Source organism: Paludisphaera soli (genome assembly GCF_011064595.1).
Taxonomy (GTDB): Bacteria; Planctomycetota; Planctomycetia; order Isosphaerales; family Isosphaeraceae; genus Paludisphaera; species Paludisphaera soli.
This window is the reverse complement of sequence record NZ_JAALJI010000022.1, coordinates 36733-54846: the sequence shown is the minus strand read 5'-3', so window position 1 is coordinate 54846 and position 18114 is coordinate 36733. Positions and strand designations below refer to the sequence as shown.

The window sequence follows — 18114 nt, the reverse complement described above, 5'->3', positions numbered from 1 at the left end:
CTCGTGAAACGGTGCGGAGGAAGGAGTTTTTTGATCTCGCGGCTGCGACCGACGCGCGAGTCGCCATCTCCCGGGAGGACGCAGATGTTCAAGCTTCTCCGAGGTCTGCTCGGGCTGGGGACTCCGCCTGCGTCGCGGCCGTCCTTGAAGAGTTTCGAGCACCACGCAGCCGATTGGACCGACGGCCCCACCGTCATCGACACGACGGCGACGGGCCAGGAAAACCAATACACCTGGGAGCCGCCGGCTTGGCTGCAAGACTGGGAAGTCTCCTACCCTGACGACCTGGAAATCGTCGGCGTCATTCGATTCGTCGACACGGTGCGGCAGGGCGACGTCGTCTGGTTTGACCGATGCACGCAGGGCGTTACCCTTGTACGATCGGTCGCCAGGTCGCCGCCTGCCGACCCTCGGGAGCGGACGTATCGTTTGGAGCGGGGTGAAAGGCCGAATTCGATCCTCATCGTCTCGTCGAATTCGCCGTAAGCGGCAGGCGGATCCCGGCATGTCGACCCGTCTCGAACTCGGGAGGCCCGCCCGTTGGCCCGGAAGAGGTCGTTCGACGAAGTTCGGCCTCGAAGCAACGATCGCGGCACCCCGGGCCTCGCGCCCGGCCGGGTCGCCGGCTCACACCCGCGTCAGCCTCCGGATCATCGCGGCGGCCGAGGGGAAACGGGCGACGAGGTCGGCCTCCTTGCCCTGCTCGTAGTCGGCGTAATCGAAGCCGGGGGCCATCGTCGCGCCCAGCAGGATGAAGTCGACGCCCGGCTCCAGGTGCGTCCCCTGCCAGACGTCGGGGGGGACGACGACCTGCGGATTCTGGCCGGCGAGCACGTCCGACCCCAGGATGATCTCGCGGTGCGCGCCGTCGGGGTCGATCTGGAGCATCCGCGCGGGGCCGCCCAGGTAGACGTGGAAGACCTCCTCGGTGGGCAGACGGTGCATCTCCGAGAACGTCTCGGCGGTGAGCAGGTAATAGATCGAGGTCCCCAACGCCCGCTTTCCCTTGCCGCGATAGCCCGTCGGCAGGTGGGCGTCGGGCACGGCGCCGGCGGAGCGGTAGGTTTCGCGGAAGAAGCCCCCCTCGATCGGGTGGGGCTGGAGCGCGAGGGCGTCGATGATTTCCTGAGCCGTGGCCATGCGGGGACCTCTCGGGCGGGCGGTGCGACCGTCTGGATGCGCAGGACCCAGAATACCGGATTCTCGGTCGTCGGGAATCCCGCATGGAGGACGCCGGCCGCGGCCGATGACAGGGAGGATCGACAGCCCTTCCTCCGTCCGGCTCGTTCACGAAGGCGGGACAAGCATGGCGCGACGCATCGTGCTCGGGACGTTGAGCCTGCTCACGCTGGGGGTCGGCCCCGGCGAAGCCCAGGAACCCCCCGCGCTGGAGGCCCCAGCGCAGGCCTCGGCCGATGCGCCGCCGATCCCCCCGCCGGCCGAGGCCCCCCCGGGGCGCGACGCCGAGCCGCCTCGGTCCCGTCCGCTCCTCGTCATCCCGGGCGTGACGGCCCCGGACCCGTCGCGGACCGCCCGCAAGCCGGCGGCCGACGCGGCGGCGGCGACCACCGCCCCCGCGACCCCCCCGGCGCTCGACGGACCCGACCCCGGCCCGGGCATCCCGCTGCGTCTGGAGTCCATCCCCGACGAGCCGGCCGAGCCAGGCCGCGCGGGCGCCCCGTCGCGACGCGAGGACGAGGTGCGCGGGACGACCAGGCCGGACGCCTCGTCGGCCTCGCGAAAGCCCGGCACCGGCCTCGGTCGACTCCTCGGCGGGGCGGGGAACGCCCAGGGCGGGCGCGACGCCCTCTCCATCGAGTCGAAGGGGGATCCGGCCGTCGAGGCGGCCGTGAAGCGCCGGGTCGAGAAGCAGGTGCAGGAAGCCCTGGGCGACCGCGTGAAGGACGTGCAGGTCCGCGTGTCGGGCCGGAGCGTCTCCATCCGGGCGAGGCCTTCGCGATTCTGGCACCGCTGGGGCGCCCGGCGGGCGCTCGACGCCCTCCCCATGCCTTCCGGCTACCGCGCCCACGTCGACCTGATCGACTGAAGCCGGGACGATCCGACCCGGGACGCCGAAAGGCCCGTCGAAGCCGGGGGCTTCGACGGGCCTTTCGCATGTCCACTCGCGTCGTTCGGTCGATCCGACCGAGGTCGCGTTACTGGGGCTTCGCGGCGGGGGCGCCGAGCCCGCGACGCTCGCGCAGGCTGGTGCCGCGTCCGGCGGGGGCGGGGGTCGCCGCCGCCTTGGGCGTCTCGGCCGGGGTCGCCGCCGCCGCCGCCTCGGGCTGCGCCGCGCCGGCGGGGGCTCCCGGGCCACCCGGACCGCCGGGTCCGCCCGGGCCGCGAGGACCGGCGAACATCCCGCGCATCAGGCCGTTGGTGTCGAACTTGTCGCCGAGCATCTGCTTGTACTTGGACGCCTGGCCTCGGTCGAGGGCCTTGAAGACGCGCGAGAAGTTCTGATCGCGCATCGCGGTCTGCTGCTCCTGCATCTTGTCCATCTGCGACTTGATCTCGGGCTGCTCCATTGCCTTGCGGAACGCCTCGGGGTTGAAGTTTCCACGGCCCCCGCGCCCGCCGCGACCGCCGTTCTCGCCCCCCTGGTCCTGCTGCGGCTCCTGGGGCATGCTGGCGCGGACCTGCTCCATGACCTTGCGCATCTGATCGCCGGAAGCGCGGTTCCGCTCGTTGGCCTGACGCTCGACGTCCTGGATCTCGGCGTACTGATCCTCGGTGAGGTTGAGCTTCTGGGCCAGTTCCTGGTTGCGCAGGAGGGCGAACGGGCCTTCCATCTGCAGCGAGATCTCGCGCAGCCGCTTCATCTGCTTGGCGTCGAGGATCTTGCCCAGGGCCGCCTCGTCGTCCTTGCGCAGCTTCTGCATGGTCTGGGCCATCTCGTTCATGCCCTGCATGCGCTGGAAGTTGCGCTGCTGCTCCTGCATGGCCTGTTGCTGCTGCTGGAGCATCTGCTGCTGGAGCGCCGGGTCGACGTTGTCTTGCTGCGGCGCGTAGGGCGAGTCGCCGAAGCCGCCGACCGACTGGCCGAAACCGCCGTAGCCGCCGTCCTGGGGGTAAGAGACGCGGCGGATCACGCCGGCCCTCGCGGGAGCGGAGGCGGGGCTCGTCGCGCCCTGGCGATTCCTCCGGGCTCCCTGGTTGCCCCCGGGGCCTCCGTTGCCGCCGTTCCCCCTGTCGCCGCCGTCCCGCTGCATCCGCTCGCGGAGCTGCTGCATGGCCTTCTCGCGCTTGGCGCGGGATTCCTCGGAGAGCTGCTGGATCTTGGTCTTCTGCTCGTCCGTGATCTTCAGCTCGGTCTGGATCGCCTCGCGTGTGGCCAAGTCGATCAGCGAGCCGCCGCCGAACATCCCGAAGCCGCCTGGGCCTCCGAAGCCGCCGGGACCTCCCGGACCGCCCCGGAACCCGCCGCGACCGCCGCCTCCTCCGGGCCCGCCCGGCCCGCCGGGACCACCGGGCCCGCCTGGACCCCCGCCGAAGCCGCCGCGATTGCCGCGACCCCCTCGGCCCTGCTGCTCCTGGGCCATCGCGGTAAGGGAAGCGAACGCCAGGGCGACCGCGAGACCCCCCGCGATCACGCCGAGACGATGTCGCGTCATGTCGAGGCTCCTTCAAAGCGATTGGGACGACACCATGACCGGATGCACGAGAGGGGACGACATCGTCCGTCCCTCAGCCTTACCTCCTCATCTTAGCGGTTTTCGAGGGAGGCATGGCTACGGAACCCGGCGGAGGTTTCGTGAAAATCGCGCCGCCCCGGACGCGGCTCGCCCCGGAGCCGGGGCCGGACGGGGGGGGCGGTCAGGCGCGGGCCGACCAGAGCCAGGCGGCCAGGCCGATCATGGCCGAGAGGGTGCTCAGGCGGATCAGGCCGCGATAGAGGGCGAACCGCCGGGAGTCGAGGGCCGCGGAGGCTTCGCCGACCCCGCCGTCGACCGCGAGGCTCAGGCCCGCGGACTGGCGCTCGAGCCCGGCCAGGGCCCCCATGCCGACGAGGTGGACGAGCCAGAGAATCAGGAAGCCGACCCCCTGGTCGAGCCAGGCCCGCCACGGCACCGGGGGGATGCCGGGCTTCCACCAGGCGGGGGTGCTCAGGGGGACGTCGCTCTGGTAGACCGTCAGCCGCAGCGAACCGGCCGCGATCGACTCGCCGTCGCTCACGCGCAGGGCCAGGTCGAGCGGCTCGGGCGTCCCGGCCTTCGGCGTCCCCTTGAGGAGGCCCGAATCGGCGTCGAACGCCAGGCCGTCCGGCAGCGGGCCGTCGAGCGTCCAGCGCAGGGGGCCTCGGCCGCCGTCGGCGGCCAGGGCGACGGCGTAGGGCCGGCCGGCGATCGCCTCGGGGAGCTCGGCCGGAGTGGCGATCCTGAGCGGCCTGACCTCGGCCGCCGCCTGGGGGCCGCCCGGCCGCACGTCCACGGCCTTGGGCAGCAGGGCCATGATGACCATGGTGAGCAGCAGGATGAACAGCAGGGCGCCGGTGAGCTTGGTCACCACGACCGCGACGAACGAATCCTCGCCCGAGCCGCCGAACTCCAGCCCGCCGCCCCCGCCCCCTCGCCGATTCCGTCGCATGGCCGCCGACCCCCTTCAGCACAGAACCGACCTGGAGAAACCGACCTCACGCCGCGCGGGTCGAATCGGAACTGCCGCCGCGCCCGCTCCGCTCGTCGAACATCCGCTTGACGATGTTGCGGTAGAGCGAGTTGCCCTGCTCGATGCTGACGTTGATCAGGTCGAGGGCGTCCTTGAGGTTGCTCATCGTCTTGGCGAGCTGCTCCTGGGTCGTCCGGCTGGACTTCTCGTAGGCCGAGGCCCACGACGAGGCCATGCCCTCGACGGCCGCCGTGTTGCGGTCGAGCGACCGCTTGATCTCCAGCAGCTGCGGGTCGGGCTCGTCGGAGCGGGCCAGGGCGTCCTCGATCCGCGAGAGCGACGACGCCGACCGCCGCGAGGCCTCGCCGAACGCCTCCAGCACCTCGAACTCGCCGCCGATCCGGCCGATCGCCTCGGCCCCCTCGCGGAACGCGCCGAGCGCCTCGGGGAGTCGGTCGACGGCCGAGGCGAGCTGCTCCACCGGCGCGTTCAGGCTGCGGCCGATCTTCTCGGCCTCCCCCTGCAAGGCGCGGGCGGCCGGCTCCAGGATGGTCGCCAGCTCCTCGCGGAGCCGCTCGACGTGGGGCGCGATCAGGTCGTCGAGCCGGTCCCCCAGCGGGTCGCGGGCGGCGACGGCGGGGAGGACGTGGTCCACCACCCAGCGGTCCACCCGCGCCAGGTGCCGCTCGGCCAGGCGGTAGACCAGGGTCAGGACCAGCATCAAGGACGCGCTCAGGAAGAGGGCCAGCAGGGTGCTGTCGAAGGCGATCTGCAGGGCCGAGGTCACCCCCGTCAGGTTGCCCAGGAACGCATCCAGGTCCTTGACAAGGGGGAGCACCTTGGAGATGTTCATGAGGGCCTTCGAAATGCCCTCGACCGTGCCGATGAAGCCGATCACCGGCAGGAGGTACAGGATGTAACGGGTGATCGTGAACCGCCCGGCGGCGTGCTCCTGGTCCAGCCCCGACGCCTCGCGGTTGACCTCCATGAGCTGCCCGGCCGACGCCGAACGCGCCTCGCGGGCCTGGCTCGCCAGCTGGCGGACCCGCACCGGCAGGACCCGGCCGTCGCTCGCGATCGCCTGCACGGCGGCCGGCGGCGGCTCCGCCGGGCCCCCCTGGAGCATCGCGCCCAGGTAGCGGAGCAGGGCGGGCGACTCGTCGAACGCCCGCTCGTCGCGCCACAGCCGGCGCAGCTCGAAGCCCAGCGTGAGGACCGCCCAGAAGTAGATGCCGGTCCCGACGTACTGCTCCCATCCTCGCTCGAACATGAGCGTGGGATCGAAGACCATCAGGGCGATCGGGAACAGGAACGCCAGCGCCAGCATGGCCGACGCCGCGACATAGGCCGCCTTCGGAGAATCCGACGAGTCCTTCGCCATCCTGGGACGTCCCCTTCCTTGGGAAGCCGGCCGCCGCTCGATCCGTCGCGGGTCGCCGCGGTCCGTACATCCCCTTTCATCGGCGCGATCGGCCGCGGGCTTGAGTTTCGCCCGGCACCGCGGAGCGTGGGCTCCTTAATAGTTAGTGGACAGAAAATACGGAGGACGTCGGCAACTCGTTGACACCTGTTGCCGCGCCTGATACTTTCCCGGATGTGCGAGGTTCTCATGGCGATCGTCGTGATGACTTCATCCCTTATACAAATCGTTCTGAGTTCGATGGCCACCGGTCGGATTCTTCTGGGATGAGCGCGACGCCGCCGCAAGTCGTCTACACGCTTGAACCGCCCCTCAGTTCGGATGTCTCCTCAATGATCATCTCCCGCAACGCGCGTGCGCCTCGGCGCATCCTGGGCCTGACCCTCGCCGGCCTGCTGGCCCCCCTCGTCTGGGGCTGCGGCGACAACAGCACCGGCACGCCCCCCGTGATGAGCGAGGCCGAAATCAAGGCTCAGCAGGACCGGGAAATGGAGGCCCGCCGCAAGGCTTACGGCGGCCGCGGCATCCCGACCGGGAAGAACCCCGGAAAGGCCGCCGAGAAAGCCGCCGAGAAGCCCGCCGAGCCCGCCGCCGAGAAGGCCGCCGAGCCCGCCGCCGAGAAGTCCGCGCCCTGAACCGACGCCTCAAGACGCCCCCGGAAGGTCGCGGATCCGCCGAGGATCGCCGACCCGGGGGGCGTCGGACTTGCCGATCAAGTTGTATCTCGGCGGCCGGGCCCGCCTTCGGACCGCCGCCCTCTCGATCTCTTTCTTTCCTTCCTCCCCTCTGATCGGAGTCGTGCCTAATGCCATTGCGCAAGCGGTCGGGGTTCACCCTCATTGAACTCCTCGTGGTCATCGCCATCATCGCCGTGCTCATCGCGCTGCTGCTGCCCGCCGTCCAGTCGGCGCGCGAGGCGGCCCGTCGCTCGCAGTGCGTCAACAACCTCAAGCAGATCGGCCTGGGGTTGCACAACTATCACCAGGCTGTCGGCGTGTTCCCGCCGGGCCAGCTCGCGGCGGCCGCCGACGTGCCCTACACCGGCTACGCCGGGTGGACCGAGTGGAGCGCCCAGGCGATGATCCTGCCCTACCTGGAGCAGACGCCGCTCTACAACGCGATCAACTTCTCCTTCGCCGGCGGCTACGGGGTCGCGCAGAACATCAACGGGACGGCGTGGACGACAGTCGTCAACGGCTACCTCTGCCCGTCCGACGGCAACGCCGGCAGGGGCCGCGCGCCCATCGGGACCGGCCCGGCCAACATCAACAGCTATCGCGGCAGCATCGGCACCACCACCTCCCGCTGGGAGCAGTGGCCCGGATACTCCAGCGAACGACCCGACCCGATGCGGTTCGGCGGCCAGCCGAGCCAGAGCCCCTTCTCGACCGGCCTCTTCGTCTACTGGCTCTCCAACGGCCTTCGCGACGTCACCGATGGCAGCTCCAACACCATCGCCTTCTCCGAGTCGCTCGTCGGCGACCCGGCCGCCGTCTCGACGGCCCGCCGCAACAATTCGGTCACCGGCGTGGAGGCCTCCCGGGCCAACAACATGCTGCGTCAGGACGCGTCCTCGCTGACCGACGCGCTCCTCATCCAGTCGCTCCAGGCCTGCACCGTCGCCTACCGGGCCGGCCTGACCAACAACAACACCAACATCAGCAACGCCAACGGCTCCCGCTGGGGCTGGGGCGCCATGACGATGACCCTGTTCAACACCATCGTCCCCCCCAACTCCACGCAGTACCCGTTCAACTCCTGCCGCCCCGACTGCGGCGGATGCGGGCCCGACGACTCGGCCTACTCCAACGCCCAGAGCAACCACTCGGGCGGCGTCAACACCCTCATGGCCGACGGCTCGGTGAAGTTCGTCAAGGACTCCGTCAACATGCGGACCTGGATGGCCCTCGGCACCAAGGCCGGCGGCGAAGTCATCGGCTCCGACGCCTTCTGATCCCGAGCCCGTCCCGCCCGACGCTCCGATGCGGTAAAATCCCGAGACCCGGCCCGGCGCCCGCGCCCGGCCGGGTCTTCGCGTTTCCCCGCCGCCGCTCCACCCATCCCGATCCGACCAGCCCGACGAGCCGAGCCGACCATGCGACGTCGCCTGTTCCTGATCCTCCCGCTGCTCGTCGGCCTCGCGGCCCTGGGCTGGTTCGCCTCCCACCTGCTCGACGACGCGCGGGCCGACGAGGCCCTTCGGCTCGCCCGCGAGGATCTCGCGGCGGATCGGCCCGCCGACGCCCGCGCCCGGCTCGAACCCCTGGCCGCGAGCCGGCCGGACCGGTCGGACGTCGCCTACTGGCTGGGCGTCTCGGCGTGGGAGGCCGGCGACTTTGAGGCGGCCGGCGCGGCGCTCCGCCGCATCCCGGCCGATTCCCCGCTCGCCCGCGAGGCCGCGCTGAACCTCGGCCGGCTGGAGCTGGAGGCCGGACGCCTCCGAGCCGCCGAGGAGGCCCTCGACCGCGCCGCGAAGGGCGGCGGGCCGATCGCCGACCAGGCGTGGGAGGACCTCGGCCGGCTCTACGCCCTGGCCGGACGGACCCGCGACCGCCGCCGGCTCCTGCTCCGCGAGGCCGGCCGCACCAACGACCCGAGCGGCCCCCTGCGCACGCTCTGGGCCCTCGACGGCGTCGCCTTCCCGGTCGACGGCGTGCGCAAGGCCCTTGAAGACGCCCACGACCGCTCCCCGGACGACGACCGGACCTGGCTCGCCCTGGCCGACCTGGAGCTTCGCGCCGGGGCGCTCGACGCCGCCGACCGCTGGCTTTCGAAGTGCGAGGCCGCGACCCCCGCCGACCCCCTCGTCGCCCGGTCGCGGCTCCTCTGGGCCCAGGCCGCCGACCGCCCCGAGGCCGCCGCGAAGGCCGCCCGCCTCGTCCCAGCCGACACGCTCTCCGCGGGCGAACGCTTCGCGCTCCGCGCGTGGCTCGTCGCCCGCGCCGGCGACCGCGAGGCCGAGCGCGCGACCCTCGCCGCCTGGCTGGAGGCCGAGCCCGGCTCGCTCCCCGCGCTGGAACGGCTGGCCGGCCTGGAGGCCGAGGCGGGCCGACCCGCGATCGCCGCCGAGCTTCGCCGCCGCAAGGCCGAGGCCGAGGCCGCGCGCGAGCGTCGCCGCGTGCTGTTCAGCGAGCCCGACCCGGCCTCGCGCGCGGCCGAGATCGCCCGCGTCTCGGAAGCCGCCGGGGCGCTCGACGAGGCCGCCCTCTGGTGGCGCCTGGCCGCCCGCCGCGCTTCCCAGGCCCCGGCGCGCGACGAGGCCGAGGACCGCGCCCGCGCCCTCTCCGCCCGGACCGACGCCTCCCCGACGGGCCTCGTCGCCGACTGGCTGGGCCCGCTCGTCGACCGATTCGCGACGGCCGAGGCCGCGACGCCCTTTGGGTCGGTCCCGACCTACGTCGACGACGCCGAGGCCCGCGGCCTCCGCTTCACGTTCGACAACGGCCGGACCGAGGCGAAGCAGCTCCCCGAGACGATGAGCGGCGGGTTGGCCGTCCTCGACTACGACGGCGACGGCCGGCTCGACGTCTACGCGGTCCAGGGGGGGGCGTTCCCCCCGCCCCCCTCGGCCCCCTTCGGCGACCGACTCTTCCGCAATCGGGGGGACGGGACGTTCGAGGACGCCACCGAGTCCTCCGGCCTGGCCAGGTTCCCCGGCGGCTACGGCCACGGCGTCGCCGTCGGCGACTTCGACGGCGACGGCCGCGCCGACCTCTTCGTCACCCGATGGCGGAGCTACGCCCTCTATCGCAACCGGGGCGACGGGACGTTCGAGGACGCCACCGAGTCCTGGGGCCTGGGAGGCGACCGCGACTGGCCGACCTCGGCCGCGTTCGCCGACCTGGACAACGACGGCGACCTGGACCTCTACGTCTGCCATTACCTGCGCTGGGACGAGAAGAATCCCCAGTCCTGCCCCGATCAGGACGGCAAGGGGACGACCTACTGCGACCCTCGCCTGTTCCCCGCGATCGGCGACCGGCTCTATCGCAACGACGGCGGACGTTACGTCGACGCGACCGAGGAGGCGGGGATCGTCGACCCCGAGGGCCGCGGGCTGGGCGTCGTCGCCGCCGACCTCGACGACGACGGGCTCGTCGACCTGTTCGTCGCCAACGACACCACGTCGAACCTGTTCTTCCGCAACCAGGGGGGGCTGAAGTTCGTCGAGCAGGCGATGGAGTCGGGCCTGGCGGCGTCGGCCGGGGGCGGATTCCTGGCGGGGATGGGGGTCGCCTGCGGGGACCTCGACGGCGACGGCCTGATCGACCTGGCCGTGACGAACTTCTACGGCGAGTCGACCACGCTCTACCATAACCACGGCGGGGGCCTGTTCAGCGACCGCTCGGCGGCCTCCGGGCTGGCCTCGGCCACTCGGTACGTCCTGGGCTTCGGCCTGTCCGCGCTCGACGCCGACAACGACGGCCGGCTCGACCTGGCGCAGGCCAACGGCCACGTCAACGACTACAGCCCGGCCACCCGCTACGCGATGCCCGCCCAGCTCTTCCTCGGCGACGGCCGGGGCCGGCTCCGCGACGTCTCCGCCCGGGCCGGAGCCCCCTGGTCCAAGCCCCGCCTGGGCCGCGGCCTCGCGGTCGGCGACCTCGACGACGACGGCCGCCCGGAGATCCTGATCGTCGCCGACGGCGAGCCCCTCGCCTGCTTCCACCAGGCGGACTCCCCCGGCCGATCGATCACCCTCCAGCTCGTCGGCGCCGCCTCGAACCGCGACGCCGTGGGCGCCAAGGCCACGCTGACCGCCGCCGGGCGTCGACAGGTCGGCGTCCGATTCGGAGGCGGCAGCTACCAATCCGCGGGCAGCCCCCGCCTCCACTTCGGCCTCGGCTCCGCTCCCAAGGTCGACCGCCTCGAAATCGCCTGGCCCTCAGGCCGCCGCGACGTGTTCGAGGACCTTGCAGCCGACCGCGGCTACCGCATCACCGAGGGCGACCCGTCCCCCGCGCCGCTGCCCCGGAAGGCCCCCTGAGGGCCGAAGTGTTCACTCCCTTCCCCCGGCGGGGGAAGGTGGCCCGCAGGGCCGGATGAGGGGACGACGAGCACGAGCGCCGTCCGGAGAACCAGGCGGCCCACGCCCGTCGTCCTTCTCCCCTCGTGGGAGAAGGTGAAAGGCCCGATGAGAGGGCGACTCGGAAAGCCGTCGACCCTCTGCATGGTCCCCCTTGATGGTCCCCCTCATCCGCCCCTTCGGGGCACCTTCCCCCACCAGGGGGGAAGGGAGGCAAGCCTCAGCTTGTTCTGGTCACTTCGCCCCCACGGCGGCCGACTCCACGCCGAGGAGTTGGAACGCGACGGTCTCGCCCTCGGTGCCGAAGTAGCCGCCCCAGCCGATGCGGATCTCGGCGATCCGCGAGGGGTCGAGCGCGTCGTCCCCCTCGCGGGACCAGCCGGCCTTGGCGAAGGTGGACCAGGGCGTGAAGACGCGCGAGGCGCCGGGCTCGCCCAGCGGGCGCGAGGTCGTCGCCAGGAACTCGCCGCCGCCGGCCTCGACGACCATGAGCATGAGCTGGGTCGGCGTCCGCTGGCCGGGCGGGACGGCGGCCTCGACGACCAGGCTGTCGGCTTCGGCCAGGTTCAGGAGCTTCGGGAACCGGAAGACGGCGAACAGGTGCGTGTCGACCGCGCCTCGGGTCAGCGTGCCGCGGAAGGTCCACGAGCCCTCGCCCCTCTCCAGCGACTCGCGGACGAACTCGCCGCGGCCGACGACCGGCTCGGGGAGCGGGATCCGCGTCAGGGCGAGGTTCGGGAGGGCGTCGGCCGTGAGAGGGACGCGAGCCCTCGGCTTGACTTCGGACGTCCGGACGATCAGCGCCCCGTACGGCCCGAGCGCGATGGGGATCCCGCCTCCCTCGCCCGCCTCGATCGGCCGGACTCCGCCCGTCGCCGGGTCCCACAGCTCGACGGCCGCGCCCGGATCGAGCGGGAGCCGGACGGCCTCGGAGACGGCCTCGGCGGAGTCGTTGGCGATCAGGTAGATGTCGTGGTCGGCGATCCGTCGATGCGTCGCCCGCAGGGGCGAGCCGCGCCGGGAGGCCGCGACGTCGGGCGCGAGCACCGCGTCGAGCACGGCGGGCAGGAGCGCCGCCGCGGCGTCGGAGAGCCGGACGACGCCCCCGCCCGACTCGTCGGCGACGGCCCGGGGCTCGTCGGTCGGATCCTCGGGGCCGAACCGTCGCGCGGCGATCGCCTGGACGGCCGGGTCGGGGAACTTCGCCTCGCTGTTCGCGGGCCGCGCGCCGATCGCCACGACCACGCCGCCGGCCGCGATGAACTTGTCGAGCTTCTCCCAGGCCGCCGTCGGCAGCGTGTCCACGCCGGGGAGCACGACGACCCGCCATCGCAGGTCGCCGTGGACGAGCGCGTCGCCTTCCACCGAGGCTTCGGCCAGCGCCCGGGCGTCGACGATCGTGGGGTCGCGGCGGGCCTGGAACAAGCGGTCGAGGGCCTCGCGGTAGATCGTCTCGATCCGGTTGGCGGCCGCGGCGTCGCGGGTCAGGTGCCGCGACGGCTCGAAGCCGGCCCAGAGCGACTCGATCGGGTAGACCACCGCCACGTCGGCGACCTGCCGACCGCCCCGGATCATCATCGCGGCGCGGCCGACGTGCTCGTTGAGCCGCCGCAGGGTCGCGTCGTCCAGCCCCTCGAAGCGGTAGTAGCTGGTGATGCAGTTCACGCCGCCGAGCATCAGTCGGTTGATCGTGCCCCGGATCTCGGCCTCGGTCACGATCCGGCGCGGGCGGTCGTCCCCCTTCGGCCGGTGCTGCTGGAGGTGGTCCGACGTCTCCGACATGACGAGCGTGCGGCCCTCCAGCTCGGCGGCGCTCGACGCGAGCCGGGCGACGAACCAGGGGGCCTCGGCGGGCAGGCTGGTCAGGCAGTCGATGCTCGGCGCGTCCATGCGGCGGAGGCAACGGAACAGGTCGCCGTAGTTCGCGACGTGCGACGCCAGCGGCTCCTCCAGCAGAAGGTGCCCGCCCGAAGGGACGCCCTGGTCGCGGCACCAGGTCTGGATCCGGCCGAAATAGTTCTCCGAGATCAGCTCGGCCACCGTCAGCCAGAAGTCGTGGCGATGCCGCGCGGCTTCCGGCCCCGCGTCGACGATCAGGTCGGCGACGAACGGCTCCAGGTCGTAGCCCCGCCGGGCGCGGAACTCGCCCGGCAGCGCCGGGGCCCAGGGGAGGACGCGGTAGGGCATCGGCTTGAGGAAGAAGCTCATCAGCGAAGGCTCGTCGGAGAACGTCGCCTCGAAGGTCTTCCTCAGGTCGGGGCCCAGCCGGTCGGCGTAGGCCTGGTGGGTCAGCTCCAGGAACCGCCGCGTCGGTTCGGGGCTCAGCAGGTTGGGGTAGGGGAGGTGGCTGAACAGGTTCGAGTCCGCGTGGGTGCCGTCGAACAGCCGGCTTTTCGTGACGAGCAGGACCCGCCAGGCCCCGGGGGCGGGGGGCGTCCAGTTGAGCTTGCCGTCGTGAATCGCCCCGTTCAGGTCGACCTTCGCGGCCCCTTCCAGGCGGCCTTCGCGCTCGGGAAAGGCCGCCGCGAGGATCAGCTCTCCCGGCGGCGACGCGATCGCGACGGCCGGTCCCTCGGTGCGGGCGTCGGCGATTAAAAGGCCGCTCGCCTCCCACTCGGGATGATCGCGGAGCACCAGGCCGCCGGCGTTGCCCGAGGGATACCCCTTCTCGTCGTAGAGCCACTGAGCGAAGCCCGCCTGGCGCGCCGCGTCGATGCCGCGCCGGAAAGCTTGCCACTTCGCCTCGCTCTCCAGGTACTGGTCGAACGAGACGTTGGAGACGACGCCGCCGAACCCCTGGTCCTTCAGCTTCGCGATCAGCGCGTCCTGGTTCGCGGGCTCGTCGGGCCAGTTGTGGATGATCTTGAGGATGCGGGTCGAGCGGGGTGCCTCGGCGAAACGCTCCGCCAGCGGTTCCTCCGCGCGGGCGGCCGAGATCAGGGCCGTCGCGACGAACAGGGACGCGGATATCCACGATTTACGCACAGTCTTCATGGGATCGGCTCCTGCCGGGGAGGGGGAGCGGCCTGGGGGCGGGACCGCGATTGCGTGGGAGCGAGGGCTCGACCCCGATCCTATCCGCGCCCGGCGGCGGCACCAAGCGCCGACCCGGCTTGATCGATCGGCTAGGATGGAAGGCGGGACGCGAATGGCTCCCGACGATCCCTTCCAGTCGCCAGCAGGGAACTCTTCATGCCCGCTTCCTCGCGCCGCCTCGTGTTCGGCTCAGTCCTCGCCGGGATCGGCTGCCTGTCCCTCGCCCTCGGCGCGGCGGACGACCCGTCGCCGGGCGTGGTCGCGGCCTGGGCGTCGGGCCCGCTCGACGTCGTCGTCGCCCTGTCCCGTCCCATCGACTCGGAGGCGGCGGCGAAACTCGTCGGCCGGACGATCCCCTATTACGACGAAGGCGAAGGCGACGAGAAGCCGCTGGGCGCGCTGAAGGTCGCCGGGGCCCGGTCCGAGGACGACGGCCGGACCCTCGTGCTGGCGACCGACCCCCATGCTCGGCCGTCGCGGTACGTCCTGCCGCTCGAACCGATCGTCCCGGGGCGGATCGCGTACAACCTGGGGGGCGTGGAGGCCGCCTGGTTCGAGGGGGCCGAACCGGACGTGGAGCCGACGTGGAAAGGCTGGCTCCCCGGCCCCGACCCCGCCGCCTTCCGCGACCTGGCGGCGCGGGGCTCCGCGCCCCACGGCCGATGGGCCGCCGATCTCGCCAAACCCGGCCAGCTCCGGCTGGACGCCCTGGTGAAGCTCCCCGCCGGCAAGCTCGAAGCCGTGATCGAATCGTCCGCGCCGATCGTCGAATGCCTGTTCGGCGACGGCGAGCCGGAAGGGGGGATCGCGGAAGTGGACGGCGGCGGCCGGGCGCGGTTCGCGATCGCGGACGCCTCGCAGCCGGCGTTCCTGTCGCTGACGATCCGGACCGGCCCCGACGCCCCCGCGCCGGTCGTCCGGCTGAGCGTGGCGGCCGACGGCGCGCCCGCCCGCGACCTGGAGCCGTCGCGGTTCCTGCTGCCTTGGGCCTCCACCACCCTCGCCTCGTCGCACCGCGAGCCGCTGACGATCCCCGACCTGGCCGGCGGCGATCCCGCGAAGGGGGAGGAGGTCTTCTTCAGCAAGGAGGCCCTCTGCTCCCAGTGTCACGTCGTCAAGGGGCGGGGGGGCGAGGTGGGCCCCGACCTCACCCAGACCGGCCGCCAGGGGGCCGAATACCTCTATCGCAGCATCGCCGCGCCCAGCGAGGTCATCGTCCCCGACTTCGTCACCCACACCGTCTCGCTCAAGGACGGCCGCGTCGCCGCCGGCGTCGTCCGCGCCGAGGGCGCCGACGCCGTCCGCGTGATCGACACCGAGGCCAAGTCCACCACCATCCGCCGCGACGAGATCGACGACCTCCGATCCGGGGCGACCTCCATCATGCCCGTCGGCCTGATCCCGGTGCTGGGCGAGGCCAAGCTCCGCGACCTCGTCGCCTACTTGATGTCGACGCCCTCGCCCTGAGTTCGTCCCCCCGAGCCCGGCCGATTGCGGTGGTCGAGCCCCCCGGCGTCGGTTAAACTTGTGTTCAATCGAATCGGTCGCGAAAGCTCAGGTCGGACGAGGGAGCGATGATGGAACCCAGTCACACCCACACGCGCGGGTTCGTCCGCCGCGAGGTCCTCCAGGTCGGCTTCTCCGGGTTCCTGGGGATGAGCCTGCCGCAGGTCTTCGCGGCGAGGGGGCTGGCGGACCAGGCGGCGCGGGCGGCGGGCAAGCGGCCGGGGGCCGGGCCCCGGGCGAAGTCGATCATCATCGCGTTCATGTCGGGCGGGCTCAGCCACATCGACTCGATCGACATGAAGCCCGACGCCCCCGACGGCATCCGGGGCGAGTTCAAGCCGATCGACACGGCCGTATCCGGGGTCCAGTTCTGCGAGCACCTGCCGATGCTGGCCGAGCGCGCCGGGGACCTCGCCGTGGTCCGCTCGCTCTCGCACAGGTACACGAACCACCTGAACGCCACGCACGAGATCCTCACCGGGCACTCCCAGCCGGGCGCGTTCTTCGACAAAGTGGCGTCGCGCGACGACTATCCATGCTACGCCTCGGCCCTCGACTACCTGAAGCCGCGCACCGACGGAGTGCCCAGCGGCGTCATGCTGCCGACCTTCCTGATGGAAGGCCCGCTCACCTGGCCTGGCCAGCACGCCGGGTTCCTCGGCCCCCGCCACGACCCCTGGCAGATCAAGCAGGACCCCAACAAGCCGGGCTTCCAGGTGGAGAGCCTGGCGCTCCCCGTCGGCTTCAGCGTCGAGCGGCTCGGCCGTCGCCAGGGCCTGCTGGACCGCGTCAACGAATCCATGCTCCCCGGCACCGACCTGGGCCGCGACCCGATGAGCGACCAGCGGGCGCGGGCGATGTCGCTCCTGTCGTCGGGCAAGGTGTCGGGGGCGTTCGACCTCGACCGGGAGGACCCGTCCGTCCGCGACCGCTACGGCCGCCACATGTTCGGCCAGTCGCTCCTGCTGGCCCGACGCCTGGTGGAGGCCGGCGTGCCGATCGTCCAGGTGAACCTCGGCCGTGTCCAGCAGTGGGACACGCACTCGTCCAACTTCAAGAACCTGAAGGACCACCTGCTGCCGCCGACCGACCGGGGGATGTCGGCGCTGCTCGACGACCTCAAGGCCCGCGGCCTGCTCGACGAGACGCTCGTCGTCTGGGCGGGCGAGTTCGGCCGGACCCCTCGGATCGGGGCGAGCACCGGGAACAACAACACGGCCGACGGCCGCGACCACTGGTCCAAGGTCTTCTCGGCCGTCTTCGCCGGCGGCGGCGTCCGGGGGGGCCAGGTCATCGGCGCGTCCGACCGCATCGGCGCCTACCCCGCCAGCCCCCCGCACTCGCCCGGCGACTTCGCCGCCACGCTCTACCACGCGCTGGGGGTCGACCCGACGTCGGAACTGCGCGACCGCCTCGGCCGCCCCATCCAGCTCTGCGACGGCCAGCCCATCGGCGCGCTGTTCGGCGCCTGAGCGGGCGGGCCCAACTCGCGTTGACCCCGAGGCGACCCGGCGACTAGCATCGATCGGGAGAGGCCGCCCGAACCGGGCCGGCCCGATCCCCTTCGAGAGCGTCCCGACATCATGATCCGACACGCCTCCTCGCGGCGTCGCCGCGCCGGGCTCTTGCTCCTCGCCTGCGGCCCCCTCATCGCCCTGGCCGGCTGCGAGCCGCCGGACGAGACGATCCGCGGGGCCGGCTCGATCGACCTCCCGCCCCAGAGCGTCGCCTTGCCCGCGCCCGAAGCGGCGGAGGTCCCGCCCGAGCAGGCCGCCCCCGATCCCGGGCCCGTCCCCGATCCCGGACCCGTCCCCGGCGGGACCACCCCCGACGCCGGCCTTGATGCGGTTTCGCCTCGGGGCCCGATCCCGGCCGACCAGTATTTCATCCCCGACGGCGGAATCGATTGACCGAGATGGCATCATCGAATTATGATGCAAGTCGTACGAAGAACTTCGCGTTCCGTCCCCTCGCGTCACGGGGACGAGCGGGTCGAGATTCGCCTCATCCGGCCCGGATGGACACAGGAGGCCGCCGCCGTCGCGAAACGAGCCGAAACCTCCCCATCTCATCCCGGGCCTTCGGGCCCGACCCGAACCGCCGCCTCGCCCTGCCCACTCCCTCCCATCAGGGCGATCAAGCGAAGGGTCGAAGACGACCCGCCGCCGAATCATCACCAAAACGCCCATGTTGCTCGCCATTCCAAGGCCCGCGCGTCTGGACCTCCTGCGGGTCCGCGCCGCGACGGAGATGAAGTCATCCCCATGAATCCTCACGATCTCCTGTCGCGTCGTCGGGCGGCCCTGGCCCTGCTGGCCGCCGCCATCGTCCCGGTCGCGGGCTGCCAGCGCGACGAGACGGTCCGCGGGGCCGGCTCGATCGACATCCCGGCCGAGGACCTGAAGCTCAAGGTCACCCCCAGGGGCAAGAACAAGCCCAAGAGCTAGCGCCCCTTGATCCGCATCGTATCTTAATCGTATCGCTCCACCCCGGCCGAGCGGCCGGGAACCGGCGCGTC

General features: G+C 72.1%; 14 protein-coding genes. 9 read left to right on the top strand and 5 right to left on the bottom strand.

Features of this window, described 5'->3' with window-relative positions:
* Positions 1–84 precede the first annotated feature (84 nt).
* Positions 85–486, top strand: coding sequence for a hypothetical protein (locus G6O68_RS23045; protein ID WP_165251006.1), 402 nt, complete (start codon positions 85–87; stop codon positions 484–486).
* Positions 487–627: 141 nt separating this feature from the next.
* Here the strand turns inward: G6O68_RS23045 and G6O68_RS23040 are convergent, their stop codons facing one another.
* Complete coding sequence (locus G6O68_RS23040) at positions 628–1140, bottom strand: cupin domain-containing protein (RefSeq protein WP_165251005.1); 513 nt, start codon at positions 1138–1140, stop codon at positions 628–630.
* Positions 1141–1306: 166 nt separating this feature from the next.
* On the opposite strand from G6O68_RS23040, the gene G6O68_RS23035 reads away from it, so the two are divergent.
* Positions 1307–2047 (top strand): hypothetical protein, encoded by a 741-nt coding sequence (locus tag G6O68_RS23035; protein WP_165251004.1) that lies wholly within the window; start codon positions 1307–1309, stop codon positions 2045–2047.
* 109 nt (positions 2048–2156) lie between these two features.
* On the opposite strand, the gene G6O68_RS32460 is transcribed toward G6O68_RS23035, so the two are convergent.
* From G6O68_RS32460 to G6O68_RS23020, 3 genes are all read right to left on the bottom strand, one after another.
* Positions 2157–3614: a Spy/CpxP family protein refolding chaperone gene (locus G6O68_RS32460; RefSeq protein ID WP_206108185.1), complete on the bottom strand. Its 1458-nt coding sequence runs from the start codon at positions 3612–3614 to the stop codon at positions 2157–2159.
* Positions 3615–3816: 202 nt separating this feature from the next.
* A complete protein-coding gene (locus G6O68_RS23025; protein ID WP_165251003.1) occupies positions 3817–4587 on the bottom strand; it encodes an Ig domain-containing protein in 771 nt (256 codons plus the stop codon).
* Between the two features lie 46 nt (positions 4588–4633).
* A complete protein-coding gene (locus G6O68_RS23020) occupies positions 4634–5989 on the bottom strand; it encodes a MotA/TolQ/ExbB proton channel family protein (protein ID WP_165251002.1) in 1356 nt (451 codons plus the stop codon).
* Between the two features lie 371 nt (positions 5990–6360).
* Here G6O68_RS23020 and G6O68_RS32455 point away from each other — a divergent pair, with 371 nt between their 5' ends.
* The 3 genes from G6O68_RS32455 (at position 6361) to G6O68_RS23005 (ending at position 11015) form a co-directional block, all read left to right on the top strand.
* Positions 6361–6663 (top strand): hypothetical protein, encoded by a 303-nt coding sequence (locus G6O68_RS32455; RefSeq protein WP_206108184.1) that lies wholly within the window; start codon positions 6361–6363, stop codon positions 6661–6663.
* A gap of 170 nt (positions 6664–6833) precedes the next feature.
* Positions 6834–7982, top strand: a complete 1149-nt coding sequence (locus G6O68_RS23010; RefSeq protein ID WP_165251001.1) for a DUF1559 domain-containing protein — start codon at positions 6834–6836, stop codon at positions 7980–7982.
* A gap of 141 nt (positions 7983–8123) precedes the next feature.
* Entirely contained in the window at positions 8124–11015 is a 2892-nt protein-coding gene (locus tag G6O68_RS23005; protein WP_165251000.1) for an FG-GAP-like repeat-containing protein, read from the top strand.
* A 273-nt stretch (positions 11016–11288) separates the two neighbouring features.
* On the opposite strand, the gene G6O68_RS23000 is transcribed toward G6O68_RS23005, so the two are convergent.
* Entirely contained in the window at positions 11289–14048 is a 2760-nt protein-coding gene (locus G6O68_RS23000) for a glycosyl hydrolase (RefSeq protein ID WP_165250999.1), read from the bottom strand.
* A 198-nt stretch (positions 14049–14246) separates the two neighbouring features.
* Between G6O68_RS23000 and G6O68_RS22995 the strand changes: the two genes are divergently transcribed.
* From G6O68_RS22995 to G6O68_RS22980, 4 genes are all read left to right on the top strand, one after another.
* A complete protein-coding gene (locus tag G6O68_RS22995) occupies positions 14247–15557 on the top strand; it encodes a c-type cytochrome (protein WP_165250998.1) in 1311 nt (436 codons plus the stop codon).
* A gap of 107 nt (positions 15558–15664) precedes the next feature.
* Positions 15665–17068 (top strand): DUF1501 domain-containing protein, encoded by a 1404-nt coding sequence (locus G6O68_RS22990; protein WP_240911468.1) that lies wholly within the window; start codon positions 15665–15667, stop codon positions 17066–17068.
* Positions 17069–17179: 111 nt separating this feature from the next.
* The gene (locus tag G6O68_RS22985; RefSeq protein WP_165250997.1) at positions 17180–17506 is read left to right on the top strand and encodes a hypothetical protein; all 327 of its coding nucleotides are present in this window, start codon (positions 17180–17182) and stop codon (positions 17504–17506) included.
* Positions 17507–17860: 354 nt separating this feature from the next.
* Positions 17861–18043 carry a hypothetical protein gene (locus tag G6O68_RS22980; protein WP_165250996.1) on the top strand — a complete coding sequence of 61 codons (183 nt, stop codon included), beginning with the start codon at positions 17861–17863 and terminating at the stop codon, positions 18041–18043.
* Positions 18044–18114: the final 71 nt, after the last annotated feature.